29 protein-coding genes are annotated in these 24,249 nt (G+C 63.9%); 14 read left to right on the forward strand and 15 right to left on the reverse strand.

Annotated elements, in window-relative coordinates:
• Window positions 1-3: 3 nt before the first annotated feature.
• Genes ACMHLQ_RS14275 through ACMHLQ_RS14290 form a run of 4 tightly spaced genes read right to left on the reverse strand, consistent with a single transcriptional unit; the run spans window position 4 to window position 4,153 of the window.
• Entirely contained in the window at window positions 4-1,206 is a 1,203-nt protein-coding gene (locus tag ACMHLQ_RS14275; protein ID WP_415401342.1) for a CaiB/BaiF CoA transferase family protein, read from the reverse strand.
• Complete coding sequence (locus tag ACMHLQ_RS14280; protein WP_415401344.1) at window positions 1,206-2,711, reverse strand: tripartite tricarboxylate transporter permease; 1,506 nt, start codon at window positions 2,709-2,711, stop codon at window positions 1,206-1,208. Before ACMHLQ_RS14280 ends, ACMHLQ_RS14275 begins: the two co-directional genes overlap by 1 nt.
• Before the next feature lie 3 nt (window positions 2,712-2,714).
• Window positions 2,715-3,185, reverse strand: a complete 471-nt coding sequence (locus ACMHLQ_RS14285; RefSeq protein ID WP_415401346.1) for a tripartite tricarboxylate transporter TctB family protein — start codon at window positions 3,183-3,185, stop codon at window positions 2,715-2,717.
• Window positions 3,186-3,190: 5 nt separating this feature from the next.
• Window positions 3,191-4,153 (reverse strand): tripartite tricarboxylate transporter substrate binding protein, encoded by a 963-nt coding sequence (locus ACMHLQ_RS14290; protein WP_415401348.1) that lies wholly within the window; start codon window positions 4,151-4,153, stop codon window positions 3,191-3,193.
• A 126-nt stretch (window positions 4,154-4,279) separates the two neighbouring features.
• Here ACMHLQ_RS14290 and ACMHLQ_RS14295 point away from each other — a divergent pair, with 126 nt between their 5' ends.
• Window positions 4,280-5,179 carry a LysR family transcriptional regulator gene (locus ACMHLQ_RS14295; protein ID WP_415401349.1) on the forward strand — a complete coding sequence of 300 codons (900 nt, stop codon included), beginning with the start codon at window positions 4,280-4,282 and terminating at the stop codon, window positions 5,177-5,179.
• Between the two features lie 70 nt (window positions 5,180-5,249).
• Here ACMHLQ_RS14295 and ACMHLQ_RS14300 read toward each other — a convergent pair whose 3' ends face one another.
• The 3 genes from ACMHLQ_RS14300 to ACMHLQ_RS14310 all read right to left on the reverse strand — a co-directional run bounded on the left by ACMHLQ_RS14300 (window position 5,250) and on the right by ACMHLQ_RS14310 (window position 7,533).
• Window positions 5,250-6,155: a LysR family transcriptional regulator gene (locus ACMHLQ_RS14300; protein WP_415401351.1), complete on the reverse strand. Its 906-nt coding sequence runs from the start codon at window positions 6,153-6,155 to the stop codon at window positions 5,250-5,252.
• Between the two features lie 131 nt (window positions 6,156-6,286).
• Complete coding sequence (locus ACMHLQ_RS14305) at window positions 6,287-7,057, reverse strand: anti-sigma factor family protein (RefSeq protein WP_415401353.1); 771 nt, start codon at window positions 7,055-7,057, stop codon at window positions 6,287-6,289.
• Window positions 7,054-7,533 carry an RNA polymerase sigma factor gene (locus tag ACMHLQ_RS14310; protein ID WP_415401355.1) on the reverse strand — a complete coding sequence of 160 codons (480 nt, stop codon included), beginning with the start codon at window positions 7,531-7,533 and terminating at the stop codon, window positions 7,054-7,056. Before ACMHLQ_RS14310 ends, ACMHLQ_RS14305 begins: the two co-directional genes overlap by 4 nt.
• 127 nt (window positions 7,534-7,660) lie before the next feature.
• Between ACMHLQ_RS14310 and ACMHLQ_RS14315 the strand changes: the two genes are divergently transcribed.
• Window positions 7,661-8,080: a DUF4399 domain-containing protein gene (locus ACMHLQ_RS14315; RefSeq protein ID WP_415401357.1), complete on the forward strand. Its 420-nt coding sequence runs from the start codon at window positions 7,661-7,663 to the stop codon at window positions 8,078-8,080.
• A 40-nt stretch (window positions 8,081-8,120) separates the two neighbouring features.
• On the opposite strand, the gene ACMHLQ_RS14320 is transcribed toward ACMHLQ_RS14315, so the two are convergent.
• On the reverse strand, window positions 8,121-9,056 hold the full coding sequence (locus tag ACMHLQ_RS14320) for a zinc transporter ZntB (RefSeq protein WP_415401358.1): 936 nt from the start codon (window positions 9,054-9,056) through the stop codon (window positions 8,121-8,123).
• A gap of 18 nt (window positions 9,057-9,074) precedes the next feature.
• Window positions 9,075-11,102, reverse strand: a complete 2,028-nt coding sequence (locus ACMHLQ_RS14325) for an FAD-dependent oxidoreductase (RefSeq protein ID WP_415401360.1) — start codon at window positions 11,100-11,102, stop codon at window positions 9,075-9,077.
• 211 nt (window positions 11,103-11,313) lie between these two features.
• Between ACMHLQ_RS14325 and ACMHLQ_RS14330 the strand changes: the two genes are divergently transcribed.
• The 4 genes from ACMHLQ_RS14330 (at window position 11,314) to ACMHLQ_RS14345 (ending at window position 13,610) form a co-directional block, all read left to right on the forward strand.
• Window positions 11,314-11,799 (forward strand): GNAT family N-acetyltransferase, encoded by a 486-nt coding sequence (locus ACMHLQ_RS14330; RefSeq protein WP_415401362.1) that lies wholly within the window; start codon window positions 11,314-11,316, stop codon window positions 11,797-11,799.
• Between the two features lie 226 nt (window positions 11,800-12,025).
• Window positions 12,026-12,445, forward strand: coding sequence for a hypothetical protein (locus tag ACMHLQ_RS14335; RefSeq protein ID WP_415401364.1), 420 nt, complete (start codon window positions 12,026-12,028; stop codon window positions 12,443-12,445).
• Between the two features lie 128 nt (window positions 12,446-12,573).
• Complete coding sequence (locus ACMHLQ_RS14340; RefSeq protein ID WP_415401366.1) at window positions 12,574-13,056, forward strand: RNA pyrophosphohydrolase; 483 nt, start codon at window positions 12,574-12,576, stop codon at window positions 13,054-13,056.
• A gap of 68 nt (window positions 13,057-13,124) precedes the next feature.
• Window positions 13,125-13,610 carry a hypothetical protein gene (locus ACMHLQ_RS14345; RefSeq protein WP_415401367.1) on the forward strand — a complete coding sequence of 162 codons (486 nt, stop codon included), beginning with the start codon at window positions 13,125-13,127 and terminating at the stop codon, window positions 13,608-13,610.
• Here the strand turns inward: ACMHLQ_RS14345 and ACMHLQ_RS14350 are convergent.
• The 3 genes from ACMHLQ_RS14350 to nth are packed head-to-tail and all read right to left on the reverse strand — an operon-like array spanning window position 13,607 to window position 15,848.
• Window positions 13,607-14,197: a GNAT family N-acetyltransferase gene (locus ACMHLQ_RS14350; RefSeq protein WP_415401369.1), complete on the reverse strand. Its 591-nt coding sequence runs from the start codon at window positions 14,195-14,197 to the stop codon at window positions 13,607-13,609. The two genes, ACMHLQ_RS14345 and ACMHLQ_RS14350, sit on opposite strands and share 4 nt — an antisense overlap.
• A gap of 20 nt (window positions 14,198-14,217) precedes the next feature.
• Window positions 14,218-15,207 (reverse strand): adenosine kinase, encoded by a 990-nt coding sequence (locus ACMHLQ_RS14355; RefSeq protein WP_415401371.1) that lies wholly within the window; start codon window positions 15,205-15,207, stop codon window positions 14,218-14,220.
• On the reverse strand, window positions 15,204-15,848 hold the full coding sequence (nth, locus tag ACMHLQ_RS14360; RefSeq protein WP_415401373.1) for an endonuclease III: 645 nt from the start codon (window positions 15,846-15,848) through the stop codon (window positions 15,204-15,206). The genes ACMHLQ_RS14355 and nth overlap by 4 nt, the downstream gene beginning before the upstream one ends.
• A gap of 250 nt (window positions 15,849-16,098) precedes the next feature.
• Here nth and ACMHLQ_RS14365 point away from each other — a divergent pair, with 250 nt between their 5' ends.
• From ACMHLQ_RS14365 to ACMHLQ_RS14380, 4 genes are read left to right on the forward strand one after another with little or no spacing between them, the layout of a single operon-like run.
• Complete coding sequence (locus ACMHLQ_RS14365) at window positions 16,099-16,443, forward strand: copper resistance CopC family protein (protein ID WP_415401375.1); 345 nt, start codon at window positions 16,099-16,101, stop codon at window positions 16,441-16,443.
• Window positions 16,443-17,288, forward strand: coding sequence for a CopD family protein (locus ACMHLQ_RS14370; RefSeq protein WP_415401377.1), 846 nt, complete (start codon window positions 16,443-16,445; stop codon window positions 17,286-17,288). Before ACMHLQ_RS14365 ends, ACMHLQ_RS14370 begins: the two co-directional genes overlap by 1 nt.
• Window positions 17,285-18,595, forward strand: coding sequence for a multicopper oxidase family protein (locus ACMHLQ_RS14375; protein WP_415401379.1), 1,311 nt, complete (start codon window positions 17,285-17,287; stop codon window positions 18,593-18,595). The genes ACMHLQ_RS14370 and ACMHLQ_RS14375 overlap by 4 nt, the downstream gene beginning before the upstream one ends.
• A complete protein-coding gene (locus ACMHLQ_RS14380; RefSeq protein ID WP_415401381.1) occupies window positions 18,592-19,017 on the forward strand; it encodes a c-type cytochrome in 426 nt (141 codons plus the stop codon). Before ACMHLQ_RS14375 ends, ACMHLQ_RS14380 begins: the two co-directional genes overlap by 4 nt.
• 18 nt (window positions 19,018-19,035) lie before the next feature.
• Here the strand turns inward: ACMHLQ_RS14380 and ACMHLQ_RS14385 are convergent, their stop codons facing one another.
• The gene (locus ACMHLQ_RS14385) at window positions 19,036-19,551 is read right to left on the reverse strand and encodes a DUF523 domain-containing protein (protein WP_415401383.1); all 516 of its coding nucleotides are present in this window, start codon (window positions 19,549-19,551) and stop codon (window positions 19,036-19,038) included.
• Window positions 19,552-19,659: 108 nt separating this feature from the next.
• Here ACMHLQ_RS14385 and ACMHLQ_RS14390 point away from each other — a divergent pair, with 108 nt between their 5' ends.
• The 3 genes from ACMHLQ_RS14390 to ACMHLQ_RS14400 all read left to right on the forward strand — a co-directional run bounded on the left by ACMHLQ_RS14390 (window position 19,660) and on the right by ACMHLQ_RS14400 (window position 21,974).
• Complete coding sequence (locus tag ACMHLQ_RS14390) at window positions 19,660-20,520, forward strand: methylated-DNA--[protein]-cysteine S-methyltransferase (RefSeq protein WP_415401385.1); 861 nt, start codon at window positions 19,660-19,662, stop codon at window positions 20,518-20,520.
• A 141-nt stretch (window positions 20,521-20,661) separates the two neighbouring features.
• Window positions 20,662-21,330 carry an OmpA family protein gene (locus ACMHLQ_RS14395; protein WP_415401386.1) on the forward strand — a complete coding sequence of 223 codons (669 nt, stop codon included), beginning with the start codon at window positions 20,662-20,664 and terminating at the stop codon, window positions 21,328-21,330.
• A gap of 101 nt (window positions 21,331-21,431) precedes the next feature.
• On the forward strand, window positions 21,432-21,974 hold the full coding sequence (locus ACMHLQ_RS14400) for an NADPH-dependent FMN reductase (RefSeq protein ID WP_415401387.1): 543 nt from the start codon (window positions 21,432-21,434) through the stop codon (window positions 21,972-21,974).
• Here ACMHLQ_RS14400 and ACMHLQ_RS14405 read toward each other — a convergent pair.
• The gene (locus ACMHLQ_RS14405; RefSeq protein ID WP_415401388.1) at window positions 21,971-22,375 is read right to left on the reverse strand and encodes a VOC family protein; all 405 of its coding nucleotides are present in this window, start codon (window positions 22,373-22,375) and stop codon (window positions 21,971-21,973) included. The genes ACMHLQ_RS14400 and ACMHLQ_RS14405 overlap by 4 nt on opposite strands.
• A gap of 71 nt (window positions 22,376-22,446) precedes the next feature.
• Here ACMHLQ_RS14405 and ACMHLQ_RS14410 point away from each other — a divergent pair, with 71 nt between their 5' ends.
• Window positions 22,447-23,202: an acyl dehydratase gene (locus ACMHLQ_RS14410; protein WP_415401389.1), complete on the forward strand. Its 756-nt coding sequence runs from the start codon at window positions 22,447-22,449 to the stop codon at window positions 23,200-23,202.
• Here ACMHLQ_RS14410 and ACMHLQ_RS14415 read toward each other — a convergent pair.
• Complete coding sequence (locus tag ACMHLQ_RS14415) at window positions 23,199-24,236, reverse strand: NAD(P)/FAD-dependent oxidoreductase (RefSeq protein WP_415401390.1); 1,038 nt, start codon at window positions 24,234-24,236, stop codon at window positions 23,199-23,201. The genes ACMHLQ_RS14410 and ACMHLQ_RS14415 overlap by 4 nt on opposite strands.
• Window positions 24,237-24,249: the final 13 nt, after the last annotated feature.

A 24,249-nucleotide genomic window follows, 5' to 3' on the forward strand; every position in this document is an offset into this window, starting at 1 on the left:
GCGCTAGTCAGAGGCAGGGGCACCAACGACACCCGCCTCGAACAACTGCTCAACCTCCGTCTCGTCATAGCCCAGATCGCCCAATATGGCGCGCGTATCCGCCCCCAGCGCCTTGGGCGCATCGCCGGGCATCTCGCCCCCTCCGTCCAGCATAAAGGGCAGGCCCGAAAACCCCGCCGGGCCGCGCGTGGCATAGTTCCGTTGCTGCGCGGCTGGCAGGTCCAGCGCTTGTGGCAAGGTCCGAAGACGTGCGCAGGGCACACCGGCGGCCTGCAACACGCCCTCCCACTCTGTCGCGGTGCGGCTGCGCAAGACCGTGGCCAGCGCCGTGCCAAGCGCGTCACGATGCACATGCCGCGCGCGCGGCGTGGCAAAGCGTTCGTCGCTCAACCACTCGGTGCGTCCCACGGCAGCGGCCAGCGCGCGAAACTGCGCCTCTTCATTCACGCCAAGGCTGATCTGCCCCTCCTGACAGGCAAAGGTGCCCGAGGACGGCGCGCGGCTGTTGGCGCCATTGCCGCGCGGCTTGGGTTCCGTGCCGGTCAAACGGTAGTCGGTGATGGTCGAACTCATCAGCGCAAAGGCGGTTTCCAGCATCGACACATCCACAAACGCGCCATCACCCGACTGGCCCCGCGCCATCAGCGCTGACATCACCCCCAGCGCCCCGGCCAGCCCAGTGGCATAGTCGATGATCGGCGCGCCTGTGCGTGTGGGGCCGGTCTCTTGCGTCCCGGTCAGGGCCATCAAGCCGCTGATGGCCTGAATGTTCACGTCATAGGCGGGGACCTCGGCCATGTCGTTGCCACGGCCATAACCGGTCATCGCGCAATGGATCAAACGCGGGTTGATCGCGCGGGTCTGCGCCTCGCTCAGGTCCAGCCGCGCCAGCGTCGCGGGGCGATGGTTCTCGACCAGTACATCGGCGGATTGCAACAGGCGCGCGAACACGCCGCGCCCCGTCGCACTGTCCAGATCGAGGGCGAGGCAGGCCTTACCCGCACTCTGGGTCATGTAGGCGGTGCTCATGCCCTGGGCGGCGCGCGCCGCGTCTGACCCACCGCGATGGCGCATCGCATCGCCGCGCATGGGGCGTTCGACCTTGATCACCTCAGCCCCCAAAAGCCCGAGGTAATAGGCGCAGGCCGGACCGGCCAGCACATGGGTCCAGTCGATGACACGGATACCGTCCAGCGGGGCCGCCATCACGCCTCTCCCAAGGCCGGGCTGCGTGCCTGACGGCTTACGCTGCGCACCCGCAGAGCCAGGGCGGCAAGGCCGATCAGCAGGAACACCAGCGCGATGGGCCGCGTGACGAAAATCAGCACGCTCGTGTCACTCAGCAGCAGCGATTGGCGAAACGTCTCTTCGGCCCCACCGGCCAGCACGAACGAGATGACAAAAGCGGCGGGGTTGAACTCCAGCTTGCGCATGGCCCAGCCCGCAAAACCCGCAGCGACCATGACATAGACATCAAACAGGTTCCCCCGCGCGGTATAGGCCGCCACGAATGAGGTCAGAAAGATGATCGGGTAGAGAACCTGCGTCGGAATGCGCGTGATGAACCGCCCGACAAAGGACGCGCCGTAATACCCGATCACGCCATACATCACGATGCCGATCAGCCCGCAGGCAAACAGCGCATAGACCAGATCGCGGCTGGTCAGGAACAGGGTCGGGCCGATCTGGATCCCGTGGATCAGGAACACACCGATCAGAATCGCGCCGATGGTCGATCCCGGAATGCCCAGCGTCAGCAGCGGCGCCATCGACGGACCACTCACCGCGTTATTGGCGGCCTCCGGGGCGGCCACCCCCTCCAGTGCGCCCTTGCCCCAGGCCTCTGCATTGCGCGCGCGCCGCTTGCCCTCGCCATAGGCCACAAAGGCGGCAATGGCCGACCCCAACCCCGGCAACATGCCGATAAAGGCCCCGATAAAGGATGAGCGCACGACATGGGGCAGGCAGGGCCGGTACTCCGCCCAGTTCAGCGCGTTGCGGGCCGCACTGTCGTGCTTGGGCACCATCTCGGCTTTGGTCCCGCGCGCCTCGATCTGGGTAAACACCTCGCCCAGCACGAAAATCCCGATCATCAGGGGCACAAGGCCGATGCCATTGGTCAGATCGAAACTGCCAAAGGTGAACCGCTCGGTCGAACTGATCGGGTCCAGCCCGATCATGCTGACCAGCACCCCCAGCGCGGCCGAGGCGAGGCCCCGCGTGATGGACTTGCCAATGACGGACCCGATGACGATGAAGGCGGTAAAATAGACGGCGAACAGCTCGGGCGGGCCCAGCTTGAGGGCAATGGCCGCGATCCAGGCAACGCCGATGATCAACAGGATTTCACCGGTAAAATCCCCGATGACCGATGAAATGGTGGCGACCTTCATCGCCTTGCCCGCCTTGCCTTGCCGTGCCAGCGGATAACCGTCCAGCTGTGTGGCGGCCGAGGCGGCCGTGCCCGGCGTGTTGAACAGGATCGCTGCGATGGACCCGCCATAGCGCCCCGATTTGCCAATCACATAGAGAAAGGCAAGGGCGGGCAGCGGCTCCATGTAAAAGGTCAGGGGCAACAGCATCGCAATGGCCGCCGAGGCCGTCAGGCCCGGTATCGCCCCCACGATCATCCCCACAACCGCAGCCAGGAAAACCCAGCCCAACAGCACCGGGTCGGTCAGGACAGTGCCAAGGCCCGCAAAGATGTCCATGCGTTAGTAGCCCCCCAACACATCCAACAGGTCGAACCACCGACCCAACGGGGGAAAGACGCCCAGCAGCACAAAGAACACAAGGTGATAGAGGGCAGGGCACAGCACGGCAGCAGCACACAAACCGACGGGATTGCGCACGCCAAAAATCCACAGGGCCATGGGGGCGGCAAGGGCGGTGCTAAGGAGATAGCCAAAGGCCGATATCGACCAAACATAGAGCAGGGACAGCAGGACAAGGGCGGCAATCCCGCCCGCATGACGGCGATCAACGGCCAGCGACGCCTTGCCTGCACGTAACTCAACCAGTCCCAGAACAATCAGTGACAGCGACCCGGCCAGCGGAAAGATCCGGGCGCCCCAGCGTCCGTACTGGTCCAGCGATATCCCCATACTCGTCACCGCGGCGCCAATCCCCAACAGGATCAGCGCCGCGCCAACGGCCTGCGGGGCAGGAGAAGACCCCGTGCTCACGGCCCCTAACCTTGCGACTTCAGCGCGTCGATGACGGGCTGGGTGTCGGCCTGCATCTGTTTCAGGCGCGCGGCGGTGTCTGCGCCGCTCAGAAAGGCGGGCACATTGCCACGTTCGCGCATCAGATCGGCAAATTGCGCCGTCTCGGTGATGGCCTTCAATGCCGCCTCCATGCCCGACACGACCTCGGGGTCAGTGCCCTTGGGCGCAAAGAACACGATCGGGGACGACACGGCGACATAGTCGAACCCCAACTCGGCCAGCGTCGGCACGTCATCGCGGATCGGGTCCCGCTCGGGCGCGACAAGGGCCAGCACACGCAGCTCGTTCTCGAACCCTGCGGCCTGCTGGATGCCGACAAAGGCAAAATCGACCTGTTCGCCGATCACCGCCGCGCGGGTCGGGCCACCGCCCTTGAATGGAACGTCCTGCGTCTCCAGCCCATTGCGGTTGAGGAAACTCTGCCCCGCCACCTGGTGAAAGCCGCCGCGCCCGTTATGGGCCCACCGCAGGCTGCCGGGATTGGCGCGTGCCGCATCGACCAGGTCCTGCACCGACTGAAACGGGCTGCTTGCGGGCACGATCACCGCAGGGGTCAGGTTGCCGATCTGGGCAATAACATCAAAGCTGTCGAACGGGTTCACATCCGTCTCGCGCAGCATCGAGGTCAACAGGAACGACCCCGCCGAAGTGACCATGACCGTGTTGCCGTCCGGACGGGCGGCTGCGGCCTCGGTCGCGCCCGTGATGCCGGAGGATCCGGGCTTGTTCACGATGACCAATGGCACCGGCAGAATGCCTTCGGCCGAGGCGGCTGCGGCACGCGCCAGCGCGTCCGTGCCCCCACCCGCCGAATAGGGCAAAATGGCATTGATGGGCCGCCGGGGCGCCCATTCCGCCCACACAGGGCCCGCCGCCAATACGGCACCTGCCGACATACCGACCTTGATAAACTCACGTCTTTCCATGCTGTCCTCCCACAGACCCCAGCGCGTCATCCTTGCGCGCTGCTCCCTTGTTGACTGGACCTTAGCGCCGGTTTGATCGTAGAAAAAACGCAATTATCGCATCTATAAATCGAGAAATTCGAACACATGAACCTGCGCGCGCTCAAAGTATTCGCCTACGTGATGGAGGAAGGAACATTGGCCCGCGCGGCGGATCGCATGCATCTCAGCCAGTCTGCGGCCAGTCGCCAACTCAGCTTGCTGGAACAGGAATTCAACGTCACCCTGTTCCGCCGCGACCAGAAACGGCTGATCCCCACCGCCTATGCCGAACGGTTCTATCCCGAGGCGCTGCGCATATTGGCGCAGATCGACGAATTGCCGACGTTCTTCGACCAGATGCGCAGCGATCTGCGCGAGCCGTTGCGGATCGTGTCGCAAACCCGCATCGCCAACGGCCTCGTTCTGCCTGCGATTGCCGAACTGGCCCGCGCCATGCCCGATCAGCCGGTCAAACTGGAAATCCACCTGCGGCGCGACCTCGCGCGGCGCATCATGAACCACCGCTTTGATCTCTGTGTGTCCGCACTGCCCCTACCGGTCGAAACCCTCGATCCCGTCCGCCTGGGCGCCACCCGGCTGTGTATCGCCGTGGCCCGTGACCATCCGCTTGCCCGCCATACCGTGCTTGGCCCCGAGGATGTTCAGCCCTTTCCCTACATCGCGCTGGATGAAACCACCGTCATCCGCCGCCTGATCGACCGCGAGATGGAGCGGCTGGGCAAACCCCTGACAATCACGCACGAGGTGTCGGTAGGGGCAGCGGCCTACCGGCTGGTCCATCGCGGGATGGGGTTCACCTTTGCCGATCCCGTGTCGCTTGATCCCGAACTGGCTTCGCATATCGCGCTGGTGCCCTGGGCCCACGATCTCCGGATCGAATTCGGGTACTTCATGCCCAGACACAGCGCAGCGCACGAGGCCGCCACGGCCTTTGGCGCGATCCTGAAACGGCAGTTCGCCGCGCGCGCGGAACAACCGGCCTAGGGCGAAAAAAATGCCCCGATGCGTGCGCACCGGGGCAGGTCAACCGAGGGGAGGTTGGTTGGGAGAAGTCTTACCAGTCCGCCGGGCCCTTGTCGGCAAAGGCGTGGACCAGGAAATCAATGAACGCGCGCACTTTGGGCTGCGTGAAACGGCCAGGCGGGTACACGGCGTAGATGCCTTGGGTTTCCATCGGCAATTCGGGGATCGCATCTTCGATCAGGCCCTGTTCCATCGCTTCTGAGTAGAGAAAGCTGGGCAGGTAGGCGATGCCAAGACCCGAGATCGCGGCGTTGAGCAGGGATTGCCCGTCATTCACGCTCAGCCAGCCGGCGGTGCGCACCTGACGCTTTTCACCCGAGGGGGCGGTCAGCTTCCAGACATTGCCCGAGGACTGGTTGGAATAGTGCAGCAGCTTGTGCTCGTTCAGATCGTCGATCTTTTCCGGGCGGCCGTATTTCTCGAAATAGGCGGGGCTCGCGATCATGCGTTTGGTGGTCTCGGTCAGCTTGCGGGCCCGCAGCGTGCTGTCTTCCAGCTCTCCGATGCGCACGGCCATGTCAAAGCCTTCGGAAATCAGCTCAACATAGCGGTTGTTCAGGACCATGTTGACCGTGATGTCCGGGAAATCCTCAAGGAATTCGGACAGGCGGGGCGACAGGTGGTTCACACCAAAATCGGTCGCAACCGAAATGCGCAGCAGACCCGAAGGTGCCGATTGCATCGAGGTGACCAGCGAATCCGCTTCGCCTGCATCGTTCAGAACCCGGCGGGCGCGGTCGTAATAGGCCAGGCCAATCTCGGTCGGGCTGACCCGGCGCGTTGTGCGGTTCAACAGGCGGGCGCCCAGACGGGCCTCAAGCGATGAGACGTGCTTGGAAACGGCGGATTTCGAAATCCCCATCTTCTTGGCGGCGTCTGTAAATCCACCCTGGTCCACAACAGTGGCAAAGGCTTCCATTTCAGTGAGGCGGTCCATGCCCGGCCCTTTCAATCATGTGCGTCGAGGATCAGGTATCGACCTCAATCAGGGCACAATCAGGGCAGAGGTTGGATAATATCGGGGTGATTGCAGGGATCGTTGATGGCATGGAAACGGTGAAACAATCCTCAGGTGGCGGTATCCTGGCTCCAGTCGCGGAAGGTTTCGGCCTCTTGCGCCAGCGGATCGGCATCCGTGCCCCCGATCAGCAGGAAACCGTAACCGGGCGTGTTCCAGCGCGCGATGTCCAGCCCTTCGGCCTCTCCCATGTCCAGCGGCTTTTCGTCCGGCCCCGACGGTATGATGCACAGGGCAACGGGCGTGCCATCATCACGCAGGAAGGCGATCTGTACCAGCGGCTTGCCGCGAAAGCCCAGCACCTGCGCCCGTTTGAAGGTCAGACCCTGCGCCTGCGGCAGGGCCGACAGATCAAGGTCCAAAGCGTCCGAAACAGCGGCCAGTTGCATCGTGGCCTCTGCCGGGCTCGGGTTGTCGATGGACAGCGTGGCGGTGGTGTAGAGCGCCTGATAACTCGCGACAAAGCTGATCCAGCCCCGCGGGGCGGGTTCGGGCGTGCCAAAGCCGGTGAACAGCGCAACAGCCAGCCCGGCGGCCAACCCGGTGCCAAAGGTGCCGATACCCCAACCCCAGCCAAAGCGGGTCGCGGGGGGCGGGGCCACGGCAACCTCGGGCAGGTCCGGCATCGGCGGGGCGGTTGCCAGCAGGGCGTCATAGGCGACGGCAATCGGGACAAGCGGAATATCCAGCGACGCCACCCGTTCGCCCAGGGCCGCATCCGTTTCCAACGCGGCCTCGATCTCGGCGCGCAACGCATCGTCCGCCTCTCCATCCAGAAAGGCAGTCAGGTCTTCATCGGTAAAGGGACGCATCTCCGTCATCTCACATCTACCTGCACGTCGGCCATCTCCGTGTTCAACCGCTTGCGGGCGGCAGCAAGGCGGCTCATGACAGTGCCAATCGGGATCTCCATTATTTCGGCGGCTTCCTTGTAGCTGAACCCCTCGACATAGACGAGGAACACAGACTGACGCTGCGCCTCGGGCAAGGCATTCACTCTGTTCAACACGTCACGCGCCAGAATATTCACATCCGCGCCCGGGGTTTTGTCCGGCAGGTCGATATCCTCGACGGGGACCAGCCCGCCACCCACGCGCACCTTGCGCGACCGCAGCTCGTTCAACCACACCCGCTGGGCCATGCGAAACATCCAGCGGTCCAGATGCGTACCCGCCTCGAACTGCGCGGCCTTGTCCAGCGCGCGCAGGCAGGTGGTCTGCACCAGATCGTCGGCCCAGTCGCGCCGCCCGGTCAACGCAACGGCGTAGCGCCACAGGCGCGGGTAGACCGCTGCCATGCCATCCCGAACCTGGGTGGCGGAGTCTTGAGCGGAGGTGTGAATAGAATTGGTCCTGACGTGTTATACTTTGGTGAACATCAATATGACCCGGAGGACACAAACAATGAAATCTTTTGTCAAGTTTATGACAGCGACCATCTTCATGGCCACCGCCGCCATGGCCCAGGACACGCCGGCACCCGCCGATGCCAAGGTGTATTTCGTCAATCTGGAAGACGGCGCAACCGTTTCCTCGCCCGTCACCGTGATCTTCGGGCTCGACGGAATGGGCGTTGCCCCCGCTGGCACGGAAAAGGAAAACACCGGCCACCACCACCTGCTGCTGAACCGCCCGCCTCTGGGTGAGGGCGAGGAAGGCGCGGAAGAGCTGGAATACGGCCTGCCTGCGGATGACAATCACATCCATTTCGGCGGTGGCCAGACGCAAGTGACCCTCGATCTGCCCGCCGGTCAGCACACGATGCAACTGGTCATGGGCGATCTCAACCACGTGCCCCACGCCACACCCATCGCCAGCGAAGTGATCACGATCACCGTCGAATAATGCGTGCCAGGGGCCCTGTCTGGTGCAGGGCCCCTGCCGTTCAGATCCAGCGCATCCGGCGCAGCACCCAGACGGCCAGCACCGTCAGGACAATCAGGCCGAGGCACAGCGCGGCAAAGGCCCAGGGCGTCTCGACCCCCGGCATGCCCGCCACGTTTACGCCAAAGAGGCCCGTCAGGAACCCCAGCGGCAGGAACACCGCCGCCACGATTGACAGCACATAGCCATTGCGCCCCTGCGCCTCTGCGGCGCGCGCGGTGTGGTGGTCCTGCACCGCCGTCATGCGGGCGATCAGCGCGTCCAACTCCTCCACCGCCAGTTTGGCGAGGTTGGTCTGTTCGCGCAGGCGCGCCCGCTGGCCCTTTGACATCATCTCGGTCTCGATCCCCAGCAGGGCCACCAGCGCGTCGCGTTGCGGCCCCAGATAGCGGCGCAGCCGGATCGCCATGCGCCGTTCCTCTGCCAGATCGGGGGGCAGGGGGGCATCGTCATGCACGCTGTCCTCCATCACGTCGACCCGGTCGCCCAGATCGAACACGGTGTCCTGTACCCGCGCCATCAGCCCCGCCGTCAGCGCCCCGACAAAGCCCATGGGGCTGGCCGGGGCCTGTCCGCCCTCGGCCTGTTCGCGCAAGGTGTTGAGGGCAAAGACTCGACGCACCCGTACGGTGACGATCATCTGCGGCGTGACCCACATGCGCACGGCCACCATCTGATCGGCAGGCCCGTCCGCGTTCAGGTTCACCCCGCGAAAGTTCAGGATCAGCCCGTCGCCATAGGTATCGCAGCGAGGCCGTGTTTCGGGCGCGGTCAGGGCGGCGGCGGGGATGTCCGGCACCGTGTCGGTCAGAAAACCGGGCAGGTCCGGGTCGCTCAGGTCGAAATGCCACCAGCGATAGCCGTCCCCGAGGGGACGGTCTTCGGCCGGGGGCTGTGCGGTGCCGTCGGGCGCGATGTCATAGACGCAAATGGGCATGGCCCGACGCTAGCGCAGTTACAGGGTCGCCGCCAGCCGCGTGCCCTGGTCAATGGCGCGCTTTGCGTCCAGCTCTGCCGCGACATCCGCGCCGCCGATGATGTGGTGCGTGATCCCGGCCTCGCTCAAGGCCTCGGCGAGCGACCGGTCCGGCACCTGCCCTGCGCACAGGATGATGTCATCCGCCTCGATCACCGACGGGTTCTCGCGCGCCTCGCCAAAGGACACGTGCAGGCCCTGATCGTCGATGCGTTCATAGTTCACGCCGCCGACAAAGTTCACATCCTTCATCTTGAGGGCCGAGCGGTGAATCCACCCTGTCGTCTTGCCCAGCCGTTTGCCGTGCTTTTCTGCCTTGCGTTGCAGCAGGGTGACCGCCCGCGCAGGGGCGTCAGGCTGCGGCCCTTCGGGGGCCAGACCGCCACGGTGTTCCGCCGTGTCGGCCACGCCCCATTCGGTCATCCATTCGGGCAGGTTCTCGGTCGGGCTTTGCCCCTCGTGGACAAGGTATTCGGACACATCAAACCCGATACCGCCCGCGCCCACCACGGCCACCCGCTTGCCCGGCACCGCGCGTTTCTTCAGCACGTCGATATAGGAGTGCACATTGGCGCTGTCCTGGCCGGGGATTTCGGGATCGCGGGGCAGCACGCCCGTGGCAATGATCACCTCGTCAAAGCTGCTGAGCATCTCGACCGTGGCCTCTGTGTTCAGCCGCACGTCGATGCCCATGTCGGCCACCATGGTGCGATACCAGTCGACAAGGCCCCAGAACTCTTCCTTGCCCGGCACCTGTTTGGCCATGTTCAACTGCCCGCCGATCTCGTCCGCGCGGTCGATCAGGGTGACGCTGTGCCCCCGCTCGGCCGCTGTCATCGCAGCGGACAGTCCCGCGGGGCCAGCGCCCACGACGGCAATCGACTTTGCCGCGCTTGCGGGTTCAATCACCAGCTCCGTCTCGTTGCAGGCGCGCGGGTTCACGAGGCAGGAACTCAGCTTGCCCGAGAAGGTGTGATCGAGGCAGGCCTGATTGCAGGCGATGCAGGGGGCGATGTGGGCGCCCTTGCCCTCCATGGCCTTCTTCACGAAATGCGCATCCGCCAGCATGGGTCGCGCCATCGACACCATGTCGGCGCAGCCGGTGGCCAGCACGTCTTCGGCCACTTCGGGCGTGTTGATGCGGTTGGAGGTGATGACGGGGATGGAGACCTGCCCCATCAGCTTTTTCGTCACCCACGCAAAGGCCGCGCGCGGGACGGAGGTGGCGATGGTAGGGATGCGCGCCTCGTGCCAGCCGATGCCGGTGTTGATGATGGTCGCGCCCGCCTTTTCGATCTCGCGGGCCAGCTGCACGACTTCGTCATAGGTCGAGCCGTTGGGGACAAGGTCGATCATCGAAAGGCGGTAGATGATGATGAAGTCGGTGCCCACAGCCTCGCGCGTGCGGCGCACCACCTCGATGGGCAGGCGCATCCGGTTCTCGTAAGACCCGCCCCAGCGGTCGGTGCGTTTGTTGCTGTGGGTGACGAGGAACTGGTTGAGGAAGTATCCTTCGGAACCCATGATCTCCACCCCATCGTACCCGGCTTCCTTGGCGCGGGCCGCGGTGGCGACGATGTCGCTGATCTGTTTCTCGATCCCGTCCTCGTCCAGTTCGGCCGGAGGGAAGGGAGAGATGGGGGATTTGACGGGCGAGGGGGCCACGCACATCGGGCCATAGGCATAGCGACCCGCATGGAGGATCTGCATCGCGATCTTGCCACCGGCCTCATGGACACGGGAGGTCACGATGGAGTGGTTGTCGATGTCATCCTGCGTGGTCATCATCGCGGCACCCGGCAGCACGGAGCCTTCGAGGTTCGGACCGATGCCGCCGGTCACCATCAGACCCACTTCGCCCCGCGCGCGTTCGGCGTAGAACTCGGCCACGCGGTTCCAGTCCTTGGTCTCTTCGAGCCCGGTATGCATGGAGCCCATGAGCACGCGGTTTTTCAGGGTCGTGAACCCGAGGTCGAGCGGTGCAAGCATGTGTGGGTACGCGGTCATGGTGTCCTCCCAAACCAGTTTCCTCTTGGTTTCAGGTATAGGGCTTGCGATGTCACGTGCAACGCGGCGTCATGCGCGGGCGGGTGTCCCCGCGGGGACAGATTTGTGTGTTTTTTCGCGCTTGTCACATAGGGTAGCGGTGCGGCGCAGATGTGCGATGCGAAAGGGCGCTGTTCCTTTCCACGGGGCTAACGGAACGGGTGGAGGGGCGATGGGTGAGGCAACGGATATGACCCTGCGCGAGATGATCGCGGGCGAGGAAGATGCGCTGGGCCGCGTGATGTGGCGGGCCATTCACGAGGGGCGCAGCGCCTATACGCCTGCCCAGCGAAACGCGTGGTGCGCGACCCCATTGCAGGGCGCGCCGTGGGCCGCGCGGCTGGCCAAACAGGAGGTGCGTGTGGCCGAGGCCGACGGTGCGCCCATCGGGTTCATGACACGTGAAGGGGCCTATATCGACTTTGCCTACGTCCTGCCGGACTGGCAGGGGCGTGGCGTGTTTTCGGCGCTTTATGCCCGGATCAAGGACGAGGCCCGCTCGGCGGGGCTGCACCGCCTTTGGGTCCATGCGTCGCTGATGGCGCAGCCTGCATTTGCGGCCCGGGGTTTCCGTGTTGTCCGGCACGAAACCGTGGCGCGTGACGGCGAGACGCTGGACCGCGCCGAGATGGAGAAAGTGTTTGATGGGCTGACCTAGAGCAGACGTGTTGCGACCATCGGTAGGCTAGTCTGAACCTAGCACGGGATGGCTCTGGTCTTCGTGCGAAACGCTGCCCTCAAAATGAATAACTGTTTGTCTCGGACGCGGCGGTTGTCCGGTTTGAGGCCAAAGTACTGTTTTGACTGAGCGCTGACTAAGCCTTAATTTCTCGTCAGAATAGCAAGAAATGGAAGTGTCATTGAAGGACAGGAAATCGGATCAAGTGGATGAGAAAATTGATCGCTTGGCTGCGAAGCTCAAGCTATGGCTGGTCATCCCGTTGGTGATTTCTGGCCTGATCGCGTTCAAGAATCCATATGCTGGGTTTGGTTTCTTCTTGTTTTTCGTCTCTGTTTGGCTCTTTGCTTGGTCCATCGGAAAAATACTGAGTGCTTTTAGTAGGCTTTTGCCAAAACCACTAACTCCAGACCAACATAAAGCGATTGGTGAAGCAGCGGGCGCAACACTGTTTTTGGGCGGATGTGCAATTATTGGGATTGTTTTAAAGAACGACAACTTTTTATCAAATTGGTTGGAAGCGAAGATGCCGGGCGGGATGAGCCTCGGGTTCATCGATCCAGTGTTTGCGGCGGTCGTTCTTTTGTGCATTTGGGCTTACACAGCGTATCGCGTCAGCCGCTGAGATAAACTCCATCAAAGTCCGCTTCGTCCGCACAGCCGACCACTTTTCAACACTGGAATCGAAACACCCTCTTCACACCGCGCAGAGAATAGTATTTTCCGGCTCAGGAACTGCCGGAGACGCCCAAGATGACCCCAGAAGAGATCGAAAAGCTGCCCTATCGCAAGAATGTCGGGGTGATGGTCATGAACGGGGACGGTCAAGTCTGGGTCGGCCAGCGCAAGGACCGGTACAAGGACGCCTGGCAGATGCCGCAGGGCGGTGTGGACAAGGGCGAGGATGCGCGCGACGCAGCCTTGCGCGAGTTGGAAGAGGAAACCTCGATCCCTGCCGACCTTGTCGAGGTGGTGGCCGAGACCGCCGACTGGTTGCCTTACGAGTTGCCCCACGACCTGATCCCGCAGCTTTGGAAGGGCAAGTATCGCGGGCAAAAGCAGAAGTGGTTCCTGCTGCGCTTTACCGGAGCGGATGAGTTGATTGATCTTGAGACGGAGCACCCGGAGTTTTCGGCCTGGAAGTGGATGGCCCCGGCCGATCTGCCCGAAGCCATCGTGCCGTTCAAGCGCGACGTCTATGTGCGTGTGCTTGCGGAATTCGCCCCGCATCTGTGAGGTGATATTGCATAACGGGGCGGGTGTTTTCACATGATGCGGACAGATTGCTGATGAAAGGCTGTGTCATGTTGCGTGTTTTGACTGTTCTAGCCTGCTTTGCGCCGCTTCCTGCCTTTGCGCTGTCCTGTGTGCCCCACGGCGTGACGGATGCCTATCTGGAGGCTGCGGCGGCCGAGGAAGGACATGTGCCGGTGCTGGGCGAGATCGACTTTGACCCCGATCTGCTGCCGCAGGTCGATTGGGACAAGCAGCAGGATGTGCCACCAACCACGTTGATCCCGGCGACGTTCAAGGGTGATGCGTTGAGTGTGCGCGGCGTTGCACTGCCGTTCGAGACCGATGTGGTGCTGGAGGTGCAGTGCATCGGCCCGTGGTGTCCGCAGCCCCGGCCCGGGCGCAGCATCGCCTTTCTGCGCAAGACCGCGCACAGCTATGTGCTGAGCACGAATGCCTGCGGTGGGTTCCTGTTTGGCAATCCGAGTGCGGAACAGGTCAAGGAGGTCGAGGACTGTCTGGCGGGCCGCGCCTGCCGCCCCTGGTCCGAACGCTAGGGGTCGATCAGAGGGACATGCGGCGCCAGCGCGCGGTCGTACCCTTGGGTGATGCGCGGATCGTCCGCCACCTCGACCCGCTGCGCGATGGGCACAAGGCCCGCACGGCGGTAGAACCCAAGCGCCTGCGGGCTGTCGATGGTGCAGGTGTGCAGGTGGAACCGGTTGATCGTGGCGGCAAAGCCCAGTTCGATCCCGCGATCCAGCAGGTAGGCCCCGGCCCCCGTGCCGATCAGCGCCGAGGTCAGGCCGAAATAGGCCAGCTCGCATTCGTTTTTGGTGCGGAAGTCGAGCTCCAGCAGCGCCTCGGGCTGGTCGTCTTTCATCAGGGTGTAAATGTGGATGCCGGGGTCGGTGAGATGTGCGGCCAGCACTGCCTCGGGCAGCAGCGTCCGCCCGTACCAGAGCCAGTCGCGCCCCACCCGGTCAAAGAGGTCGAGATAGGCCGCCACATCCGGCGTGATCCGCGCGAATGTCAGCCCGTCGGGGCAGGGCACGCCGCGCAGCTGGCAGGTGCGCATTTCAAGGTCGGTGACGATCATCGCCAGCTTGCCCTTGGGCACGTCGTGAAATCCGTCGCTCAGCATGGCGAGTGTCCCTGTTGTGGCTATTCCAGACCGGCGGCGGCGAATTGCTGGCGCATGTCGATCTGCGGGCGTGGCCCGATATGGCTGATCACCTCGGCTGCGCAGAGGTTGCCCATGCGCCCGCAGGTGGCCAGATCACGGTCGGTGGCGAGGCCGTAGATGAACCCGGCGGCGAATTGGTCGCCTGCGCCTGTTGCGTCCACCGGCGTGACCTTCTCCACGGGGATATCGTGGCGTTCGCCGCGCCCCATGATCGTGACGCCATCGCCCGAGCGGGTGCAGATCATCAGGTCGATCATGTCGGCGGTTTTGGCCATTGCCGCCTCGAGGTCGTCGGTTTCGTAAAGCGATGTGATCTCGTGTTCGTTGCCGATCACGAAGTCCAGTTCGTTTCCGATCATGTCGAGGAAGTCGGGGCGGTGCCGGTCGACGCAGAACGGATCGGAGATGGCGATCCCCGCTTTGCCCCCGGCGGCGCGCGTGAGGCGCGAGGCCTGGCGGAACGCCTCTTTGCCCTTGTCCTTGTCGAACAGGTACCCTTCGAGGAACATCATCTGCGCGTTCGAGGCGACGGTATCGGGCACGTCTTCGGGGCCGAGTTCGGTCGAGATGCCGAGATAGGTGTTGAGCGAGCGTTCACCGTCGGGCGTGACGAAGATCATGCAGCGCGAGGTGGGCAGTTCGCCCTCGGGCACGGGTGCGTTCACGAAATCGGTGCCGCTGTCCTGCATGGACTGGGCATAGAACCGCCCCAGCGCGTCGTCATGCACCCGCCCGATGAAGGCCGTTGGCAGGCCAAGCGCGCCCACCCCGGCAATCGTGTTGGCCACGGCCCCGCCGGGGGTCTGCAACCGGTCGGTCATCGCGGCATAGAGCAGTTCGCCCCGGTCCTGTTCGATCAGTTGCATGATTCCCTTTTCGATCCCCATCAGGTCGAGAAAGGAATCGTCGGCGTGGGAAATCACATCGACAACGGCGTTGCCGATGCCGGCGAGGGTGTATTTGGTCATTCGGTTTTGTCCTCAAACGGGCAGAGATCGCGGATGATGCAGGTGGGGCATTGCGGCTTGCGGGCCTTGCAGTGGTAGCGCCCGTGCAGGATCATCCAGTGGTGGGCGTGCAGTTGAAAATCTGCGGGAATGTTGTCTTCGATGGCGCGCTCGACCGCGTCGACCGTCTTGCCAGGCGCGATGCCGGTGCGGTTGCCGAGGCGGAAGATATGGGTGTCGACCGCCTGTGCGGGATAGCTCCACCACATGTTCAGCACGACATTGGCGGTCTTGCGCCCCACACCTGGCAGCGATTGCAGGGCGGCACGGGAATTGGGGACCTCGCCGCCATAGTCATCGACGAGGATCTGGCTGAGCTTCATCACGTTCTTGGCCTTCTGGCGGAACAGGCCGATTGTCTTGATATGCTCCGTCAGTCCGTCGATCCCGAGGTCGAGCATCTTTTGCGGTGTGTCGGCGATCTGGAACAGGGCGCGGGTTGCCTTGTTCACGCCTGCATCCGTCGCCTGGGCCGATAGCGCCACGGCCACGACCAGCGTGTAGACGTTGACGTGCTCCAGCTCGCCCTTGGGTTCTGGGTCTGCCTCTTGAAACCGGGTAAAGATCGCGCGGATCGTATGATAGTCGAGCTGTTTTGCCATGAAGAGCGGTATGGGGAAATTTGGCGGGACGGGCAAGCGCCGGGGCGCAAGAGATGTCGGGCGGCCTGTTATGTTGCATCCGGTATGTGCATGCAGGCTCGCGAAGCTGTGAACGGAAAACTGTTTGACCCTCCCCCTGCTGGAAGGCGTAGCGAGGGCGAAACGCATGGCATTCAAGTGCGATTGTGAAGGCAGTCAAATCGAACCACGTGTAAGAACGCGCTGAGACATGCCGAGGGAAGAGGGGCTTATGAAATACATCACGCGCGCAGCTTTGCTGCTTGTCTGGGCGACATCCGCATTGGCACATTCGCCGTTGCAGGCCACAACCCCGGCGGACGGGGCAGCGATTGCACAAGCGCCGAGCGAGATTGTCCTCGACTTCAAAGGGAACATCCGCCTGACCCGTGTCACGGTCGCCCATGCAGATCAACCCGGTGCCGACCTCGATCTGGGCGAGGTCAGCGGGTTTCGCGCGGGTTATGCCCTGCCGATGGCGCCGATGGGCGCGGGGACCTATGTGATCGAATGGCGCGGCCTTGGCGATGACGGGCACCCGATGAACGGGGCCTTCAGCTTTACGGTTGAGGACTAGTGCCTGATATCTGGGGACTGGCCGCGATTGCCACCAAGTTTGCGCTGTATCTGGGGGTTTTGACCGCCACGGGGACGGTGTTTGCCGCGCTGGTTTTCCATGTGCAGGGGATCCGCCCGGTTGCGGCCGGGTTCGCGGTGCTGGGCATGCTGGCCACGATCCTTGGCTTTTCGCTGGGTGGGGCCACCTTGACCGGCGATGTCGGCGGCATGAGCGATCCCGAGATGCTGGGCCTGTTGTGGACCACGCCTGTGGGCACGGCACTGGCCTATCGGTTGGTTGGCCTTGGCCTGTTGATGGGTGGGTTGCTGATGGGTCGTGGGGGTCTGTGGCTGTCGGCGCTGGGCGGTGGGCTGGCCCTGTGGTCCTTTGCGGCGGTGGGGCATGTGCCGGATCGGGATATGCCATGGCTCAACGCGGTGCTGCTGTTCCATCTGGCGGCAGTGGCCCTGTGGATGGGTATACTGACACCGCTGAAACGGCTGGCTGTACGTGCCGCTGCTGCGGACGCGGCAGAGCTGGGCCACCGGTTTGGCCGGATGGCTGCCGTGTTCGTGCCGCTGCTGGTGCTGGCGGGGTTGGTGACCAGCTATGTGCTGGTGGGTTCAATCGGCGCGCTTGTTGGTACGGGCTATGGTCAGGTCCTTGTCGTGAAAGTCGTTTGCGTTGCTGTCCTGCTTGGCCTTGCTGCGCTGAACAAGCTGCGATTTGTCCCGCAGATGCGGGGCGGTGAGGTGCAGGCCGCAGCGTATCTGTCACGCTCGATCAGCGTCGAGTGGGGCGCCGTGATCGCCATCCTGCTTGTCACCGCTGTGCTGACATCTGTTTTGACGTTGCCATCATGAGGTTTGATATGAACCGTCGCCAATTCCTTGCCAGTTCGGCCGCTGTGGGCCTTTTGCCAGGGCAGGCCATTGCCGCGTCCCCGCCCTATCGCCTGCGTGCTGAAGCGGTGACGGCGCAAATCCTGCCTGATGGCGACGGTGCAACGCGCATGCTGGGCTTTAACGGTGCAACGCCGGGCCCGGAACTGCGGGTGCGCCGTGGGGAGCGTGTCGCCATTGACGTCGAGAATGCTCTGGAGGAAGGCACCGCCGTGCATTGGCACGGTGTCCGGCTGGAAAACAGCATGGACGGGGTGCCGATGCTGACCCAGGAAATCATCGATCCCGGCGACACCAAGACCTACAGCTTTGTGCCGCCGGATGCGGGCACGTTCTGGTATCACTCGCACTACATCTCGCATGAGCAGGTGGCGCGCGGAATGATGGGGCCGCTGATTGTCGAAGAGAATGCGCCCGTCGACGTGGATCACGACATCACCGCTGTTCTCGCCGATTGGCGGATGGAGCGGGACGGCACGCTGATCGAGGAATATGCCGACCGCCACAGCGTTGCCCATGCCGGGCTGTTGGGGACATATGCGCGGGCGTTCTTTTCTAAGGAAGCGGTCAAGGTCGGGGATCGGATCAGGTTGCGCCTTATCAATGCCGCCACAAACCGGATTTTCCCGCTGGCCATTACAGGCGCGTCAGGCCGCATCGTCGCCTTGGACGGGCTATCCCTGCCCGACCCGCGCGGGTTCGGGCAGATCATGATGGCCCCGGCGCAGCGTGTTGATCTGATCCTGGACGTTGAGGGCCCGGTGCAGCTGGACATGATGAGCCGCCAAGGCCCCTACAAGCTTGGCACGCTGGCGGCCGATGGGATGAACGCGGCTCGACAGCCTGCGCCCATTCCCGCCTTGCCCGCCCATGCGGCGCCGCCATCGCGAGACCCCGCGCAGCACCTGACCCTGACGATGATGGGCGGGGCCATGGGTGGCAGTCACGGCGGCGACAACATCTGGGCGTTCAATGACGTGTCCGATCTGCAGCCCGCGCCGTTTGCGTCGTTCAAGCGGGGGGAGACCGCGCGCATCACGCTGGTCAATGACACGTCCTTTCCCCATGGTATCCACCTGCACGGGCACCATTTTTATGAGCTGAACGCGGATGGCACTGCCGGTGATCTGCGGGACACCACGCTGGTCAACGCCCGTCAGAGCCGCGATATCCTGTGCACTTTCGACAATCCGGGGAACTGGATGCTGCATTGTCACATGCTGAGCCATGCGGTGGGCGGCATGCGCACATGGGTGGTGGTCGCATGATACGTTGGTGCGCGATCCTGGCCCTGATCGGGGCACCTGCATTGGCGGATCACGAGCTGTTGGGGCGGGACATTGCTGCGGGTCAGGTTCTGTATCAGGCGCAGTGCGCGGCCTGTCACGGTGCCGCCCTTGAGGGTCAGCCGGACTGGCGTGTGCCCAATGATGACGGGACCTTGCCCGCCCCGCCCCATGACGAGAGTGGCCACACTTGGCATCACGACAATGTGCTGCTGTTCGAGTACACCAAACTTGGTGGCCGGGGCGCGCTGGCTGTGCGCGGGATCGAGGATTTCAACAGCGCTATGCCCGCCTTTGATGGCGTGATCAGTGATGACGAGATTTGGGATATCCTGGCCTTTATCCGGTCAACCTGGCCGGAGCAGGTGCAGCAGATGCAGGCCAGTCGCAATCCGCCGCACTGAGGTGGCGGCGCATGTGCCTTATTTTGCAGTCCTCAGTCGTGCGTCGAGCGCGGCGATCTCTGTCTCGGGCCACACGGTGATGCCCGCGCGGCGCAAGGCGGCTGTGGTGGTGCCCATGCCCGGCTTGGTCGTGCCTGAAAACGTTCCATCGTAGATGAAGCTTGATCCGCAAGACGGTGAGCCGTCGGTCAGGACCGCGTGGGCACATCCGTTGTGCTGTGCAAAGGCGACCGTGTCATGCGCGGCCTGCACGTAGAGGTCGGTCACGTCGGTGCCCACGTCTTCGACAATGAACGCCGCGCCGTTCAACACGTCAGTGCCTTGTGCGTCACCGGTTGCCACGTTGCGGGATTGGCGTATCTCTGCAGGTGGGCGCGGCGTTGGAAAGCCAACGGCGATTTCCGGGCAGATGGGGACAAGGCGCCCCTCGTCCTGCCAGCGGTTCAGGATATCTTGCGCGCTGCACGCCTTGGCCGTTGCGTTGTAGCGCACCGGGCGGCCGAGCAGGCATGACGAGATGAGGATGCGCTCCATCCTCGCAGGGTAGGGGTTTTGCGCGGCTCAGCCAAGCGGACCGCGACCCCATTCGTTTGCACAAGAAGCGGGTCGCGTTTGGGGCTGTGTGACCTTAGTTTCAGTCTCATGGAACAGAACGCGATACCCCCTGCCGATACCGGTTATCATTACAACGTCATGCGCCGCGCGATTGATCTGATCGACGGTGCGGATGATCCCCTGAGCCTTGATGCGCTGGCGGGCGAGATGGGCATGAGCCCGGCGCATTTCCAGCGCCTGTTCTCGCGCTGGGTCGGTGTGTCGCCCAAGCGCTATCAGCAATACCTGACGCTGGGCCATGCCAAGGCGCTGTTGGCTGAACGCTTTACCACGCTGGAGGCGGCTCATGCCGCGGGCCTGAGCGGGTCGGGGCGTCTGCATGACCTTTTCCTGCGGTGGGAGGCGATGAGCCCGGGCGACTACGCCAAGGGCGGTGCGGGCCTGACCATCTATTGGGGGTGGTTCGACAGCCCCTTTGGCCTTGCGCTTGTCATGGGCACGGACAAAGGGATTTGTGGCCTGGGCTTTGCGGCCGAGATGGGCGAGGATGCGGCGATGCAGGATTTGCTGCACCGTTGGCCCAAGGCAACCTTTGTCGAGGACCCGATGCGCCTGCGCCCCTGGGTGCTGGCCGCTTTCGGGGCCGAAGAGGCGGAGTTGAGCACCGCGCCGCTGTATCTGATCGGGGCGCCGTTCCAGATCAAGGTGTGGGAGGCGTTGCTGCAAATCCCGTCGGGCCACGTCACCACCTATTCCGAGATCGCCGAGAGCATCGGCAATCCGCGCGCAGTGCGTGCCGTGGGAACGGCGGTGGGCCGCAACCCGGTCAGCTGGCTGATCCCGTGCCACCGGGCCTTGCGCAAGTCGGGCGGTCTGGGCGGGTATCACTGGGGTTTGCCGGTCAAACGCGCCCTTCTGGCCTATGAATCCGCCCGCGCAGAGGCCTAAAAACAACGGAAAACAGGTGCGCGGGATGCCGCTTATGTGATTTTCCCCCTATTCCGCCTGAACTTTGCATGCCTATCTTGCGTTATCACAAAGCGCCCTGCCCGAACGGGGCCGTTTCATGAAGGCAGTAGGATAGACCAAATGACCAAGTTTCCCCTTACCCTCGCAATCGGCGCGGTTGCCGCGCTGGCAGCATGTACCGACCCCAATGCGCTAGGCACCACAGGCCCTGATGGCGAGACAATCAACCAGAACCGCAACCGTGGCGCCGGCATTGGCGCTGTGTCAGGTGCGGTGATCGGTGCGGTTGTGGGCGACCGTGACACGGCGCTGGCCGGTGCCGTCGTTGGCGGCCTTGTCGGTGGTGCGATCGGATATGACCTTGACCAGCAAGAGGCCGAGCTGCGCCGCAGCCTCGACAGCCGCGTGTCGATCACGAACACGGGCGACCGCCTGATCGTGTCCTTCCCCGAGGCGATCCTGTTTGCCGTCGACAGTTTTTCGGTCCGTCCGGGCCTGCAATCGGATATGGGCGAGCTGGCGCGCAGCTTGCAGCAATACCCCGATTCCACCGTGCAGATCGTCGGTCACACCGACTCGGACGGCGATGCCGCCTATAACCAGCAGCTGAGCGAACGCCGCGCCAATGCGGTGGCGGATGTGTTGTTGAACCAGGGCGTGCCGTTCAACCGGGTGCAGACCTTTGGCCGCGGCGAAAGCCAGCCCATCGCGTCGAACTTTACCCCCGAGGGCAAGGCGCAGAACCGTCGCGTCGAGATCGTGATCCTGCCCAACGCGCGCGGCGCCTAAAAAAACAGATCAATTGCGTCAGAGGCCCGGGAACTGTTCCCGGGCCTCTTGCTTTGTCAGGTGTCGCCGTCAAAGTGGTGTGACTGCAAAAGGGGCCGACAATGACCACGCCAATACTCCTTGGAATTTCCGGATCGCTGCGCACGGGCGCGACCAATCGCAAGCTGTTGCGCGAGGCGGCGCGCCTGTTTGGCGAGTGCACCTATGTCGAGGCGGATTTGCAGATGCCCCTGTATGACGGTGATCTTGAGACGGCCGAAGGCGTGCCGGACGCGGCCGAAACCCTCGCGGGCCAGATCGCGGAGGCCGATGCGGTTCTGATTTCCACGCCCGAATACAACAAGGCGCCATCGGGCGCGCTGAAGAATGCGCTGGACTGGGTCAGCCGGGTCGAGGGCAACCCTTGGGCGGACAAGCCATTGGCGGTCATGTCTGCGGCGGCGGGCCGGGCCGGGGGTGAGCGCGCGCAAATGGTGTTGCGCGGCTACATGGTGCCGTTTCGCCCCCGCATCCTGCAGGGCCCGGAAATTCACCTCGCCGCCTCGTCCAAGCAGTTTGACGATGACGGCACCCTTGTGGGCGAGATCTATGTCAAGGAATTGGGCCAGCTGATGCAGGCCCTGCGCGCCGAGATCAAACGCTAGTCGGCCCGCACCGACACTTCGATCAGGTTGCCGTCCGGGTCGCGGATGTAAAGCGACTGCATGGGCCATTGCGCGCCCGTGCGCGGGACCGGCCCGAGTTCGATTTCGGTTCCCGTCGCCTTGAAATGCGCCTGCCAGTCGCTGAGCGGCGTTTGTGTCAGGAAACACAGATCGGCGGTGCCTGCGCCCGCATTGCGCGCCTTGGGTTCAAATTCGGCCCCCAATTGGTGCAGGTTGATCTTGTGCGCCCCGTAAAACAGCGCGTGGCGCGGGCGTTCGCCCGGCACCTCGAGCGTGCGGTGCGTCATGCCGAGGACGCCTGTGTAGAACGCAATTGTGGCGTCCATGTCTGTCGCGGTCAGCACGAAATGGTCGAGACTGTAGAGGGTGGGCTGTTCCATTTTCCGGCTCCGTCGCGCAGGGTGCGTGAATGCAGAATGCCGATAGAGATGAGCTTCGTCAAAGTGATGTGATGGACCCGGCCCGTGCCTGCGCCATGCAGGTTGCGATGGGGCAGGAGCCGACGTTGCGTGCGGGCGATGCGCTGCCGCCGTTTTTTCATCAGCTGTACTTCTGGTCGCCCGCGCCGCCTGACGGGTTGGGCCGTGACGGGCATCCGAAGGTCGGCGGTCTGATCCCGGATATGGGCCTGCCCCGCCGCATGTGGGCCGGGGGGCGGTTGCAGTTTGACGCGCCCGTGCGCCTGGGTGTACCTGCCGAGCGTGTGTCGGTCTGCGAGGCAGCGGTGCCCAAGGCGGGGCGGACCGGGCCGCTGGCCTTTGTCACCCTGCGCCACGAGGTGTGGCAGGAGGGGCGGTTGTGCCTGAGCGAGTGGCAGGACCTTGTCTATCGCGAAGACCCTGCGCCGGATGCCCCGCGCCCTGTGCCGCCCGTCGCGGCAACGGATGAAGAGCACGCCGAGACTGTACATTTCGATGCGACGCTGCTGTTTCGCTATTCCGCGCTGACGATGAACGGCCACCGCATTCATTACGACCAGCCATATGCCCGCGATGTCGAAGGTTACGACGGGTTGGTCGTCCATGGCCCCTTGCTGGCCCAGCATTTGATGCTGATGGCCGAGGCGGGCTTGGGGCCGCTGACCCGCTTTGCCTTTCGCGCGACGGCCCCGTTGATGCATCACGAAGCGGCGACTCTGTGCCGTCGCGGGCGACTGTTGTGGGTGCGCGGGCCGGATGGGCGGCAGTGCATGCAGGCCGAAGCCTAGAGCGAGGCGGTCACCTCGAAGCCGTCCGGGATCGTGTTCTGGCCGTCAAGGATCAGGTCGGCCATGGTCTCGGCCACCTTGGGGGCCATGCCAAAGCCGATCTTGAACCCCCCGTTTGCGATGAAATGGCCGGGCCTGTCGGGCCAGGCCCCCAGCATGGGCGCGCGTGAGCGGCTGCGTGGGCGCAGGCCGGCCCATCGCGCGATCACAGGGGCGTCTTGCAGGGCTGGGATGGCGGTGCGGGCGCGGGCGATGATGTCGTCTAGCTGTTGGTCGGTCTGGTCGGGGCTGTCGTAGTCGCGTTCCGTTGTGGAGCCGATGGCGGTGGTGCCGTCGGCATGCGGGATGATGTGGAGCGTGTCGGCAAAGAGTTGCGGGGCGTTCGGTGCAGCGTGGGCCAACAGGGCGGCCTGCCCCTTGATCCCCGCGCCGATCATGCGGGTGTGGGTGGCGTTCAGCGTCTCGAGCCCTGTGACGCCCGTGGCGTGGATTGTGATGGCGGTGTCCGCACCGTCGGCTGCGATGTCGACGCCCTGTGCCTTGAGCGCAGCGACAAGTGCCATGCAGGCCTGACGCGGGTGTATCCGGGCGCTGAGCGTGTCAAAGATTTCCATGCCCGTGGGGCTGGCCGCGCCCCACTCTGCATCCGCAACCGGGCGCACCTGCCATGTTGCGGCGTCCCCCCAGAGGGTGCGTGCAGTGTCGGCCCGGGCTGTGGCCAGCGCGAGGGCGGCGTCATCCGCGATGGGCTGCACGCGCCCCAAGCGGGCGTAGCCCGGGGACTGCCCGCCTGTGCCTTCGACCTCGGCCCAGAAGCGGTCTGCCATCAACAGGCTTTCCAGTTGGAACTCCTTTTTCGGGTTCCAGTTTTCGGGCACATGGGGGGCGAGGGCGCCAACGATGCCGCCACTGGCCCCGGCGGCTGGCCCGTGCGGGTCGATCACCTGAACGGAGGCGCCGCGCTGCGTCAGCACCCACGCGATGGACAGGCCAAAGATGCCCGCCCCGCGCACTGTGATCTTGTCCGTTGCCATTCCACAAGCCTTT

Source organism: Tateyamaria algicola (genome assembly GCF_047715485.1).
Lineage (GTDB): Bacteria > Pseudomonadota > Alphaproteobacteria > Rhodobacterales > Rhodobacteraceae > Tateyamaria.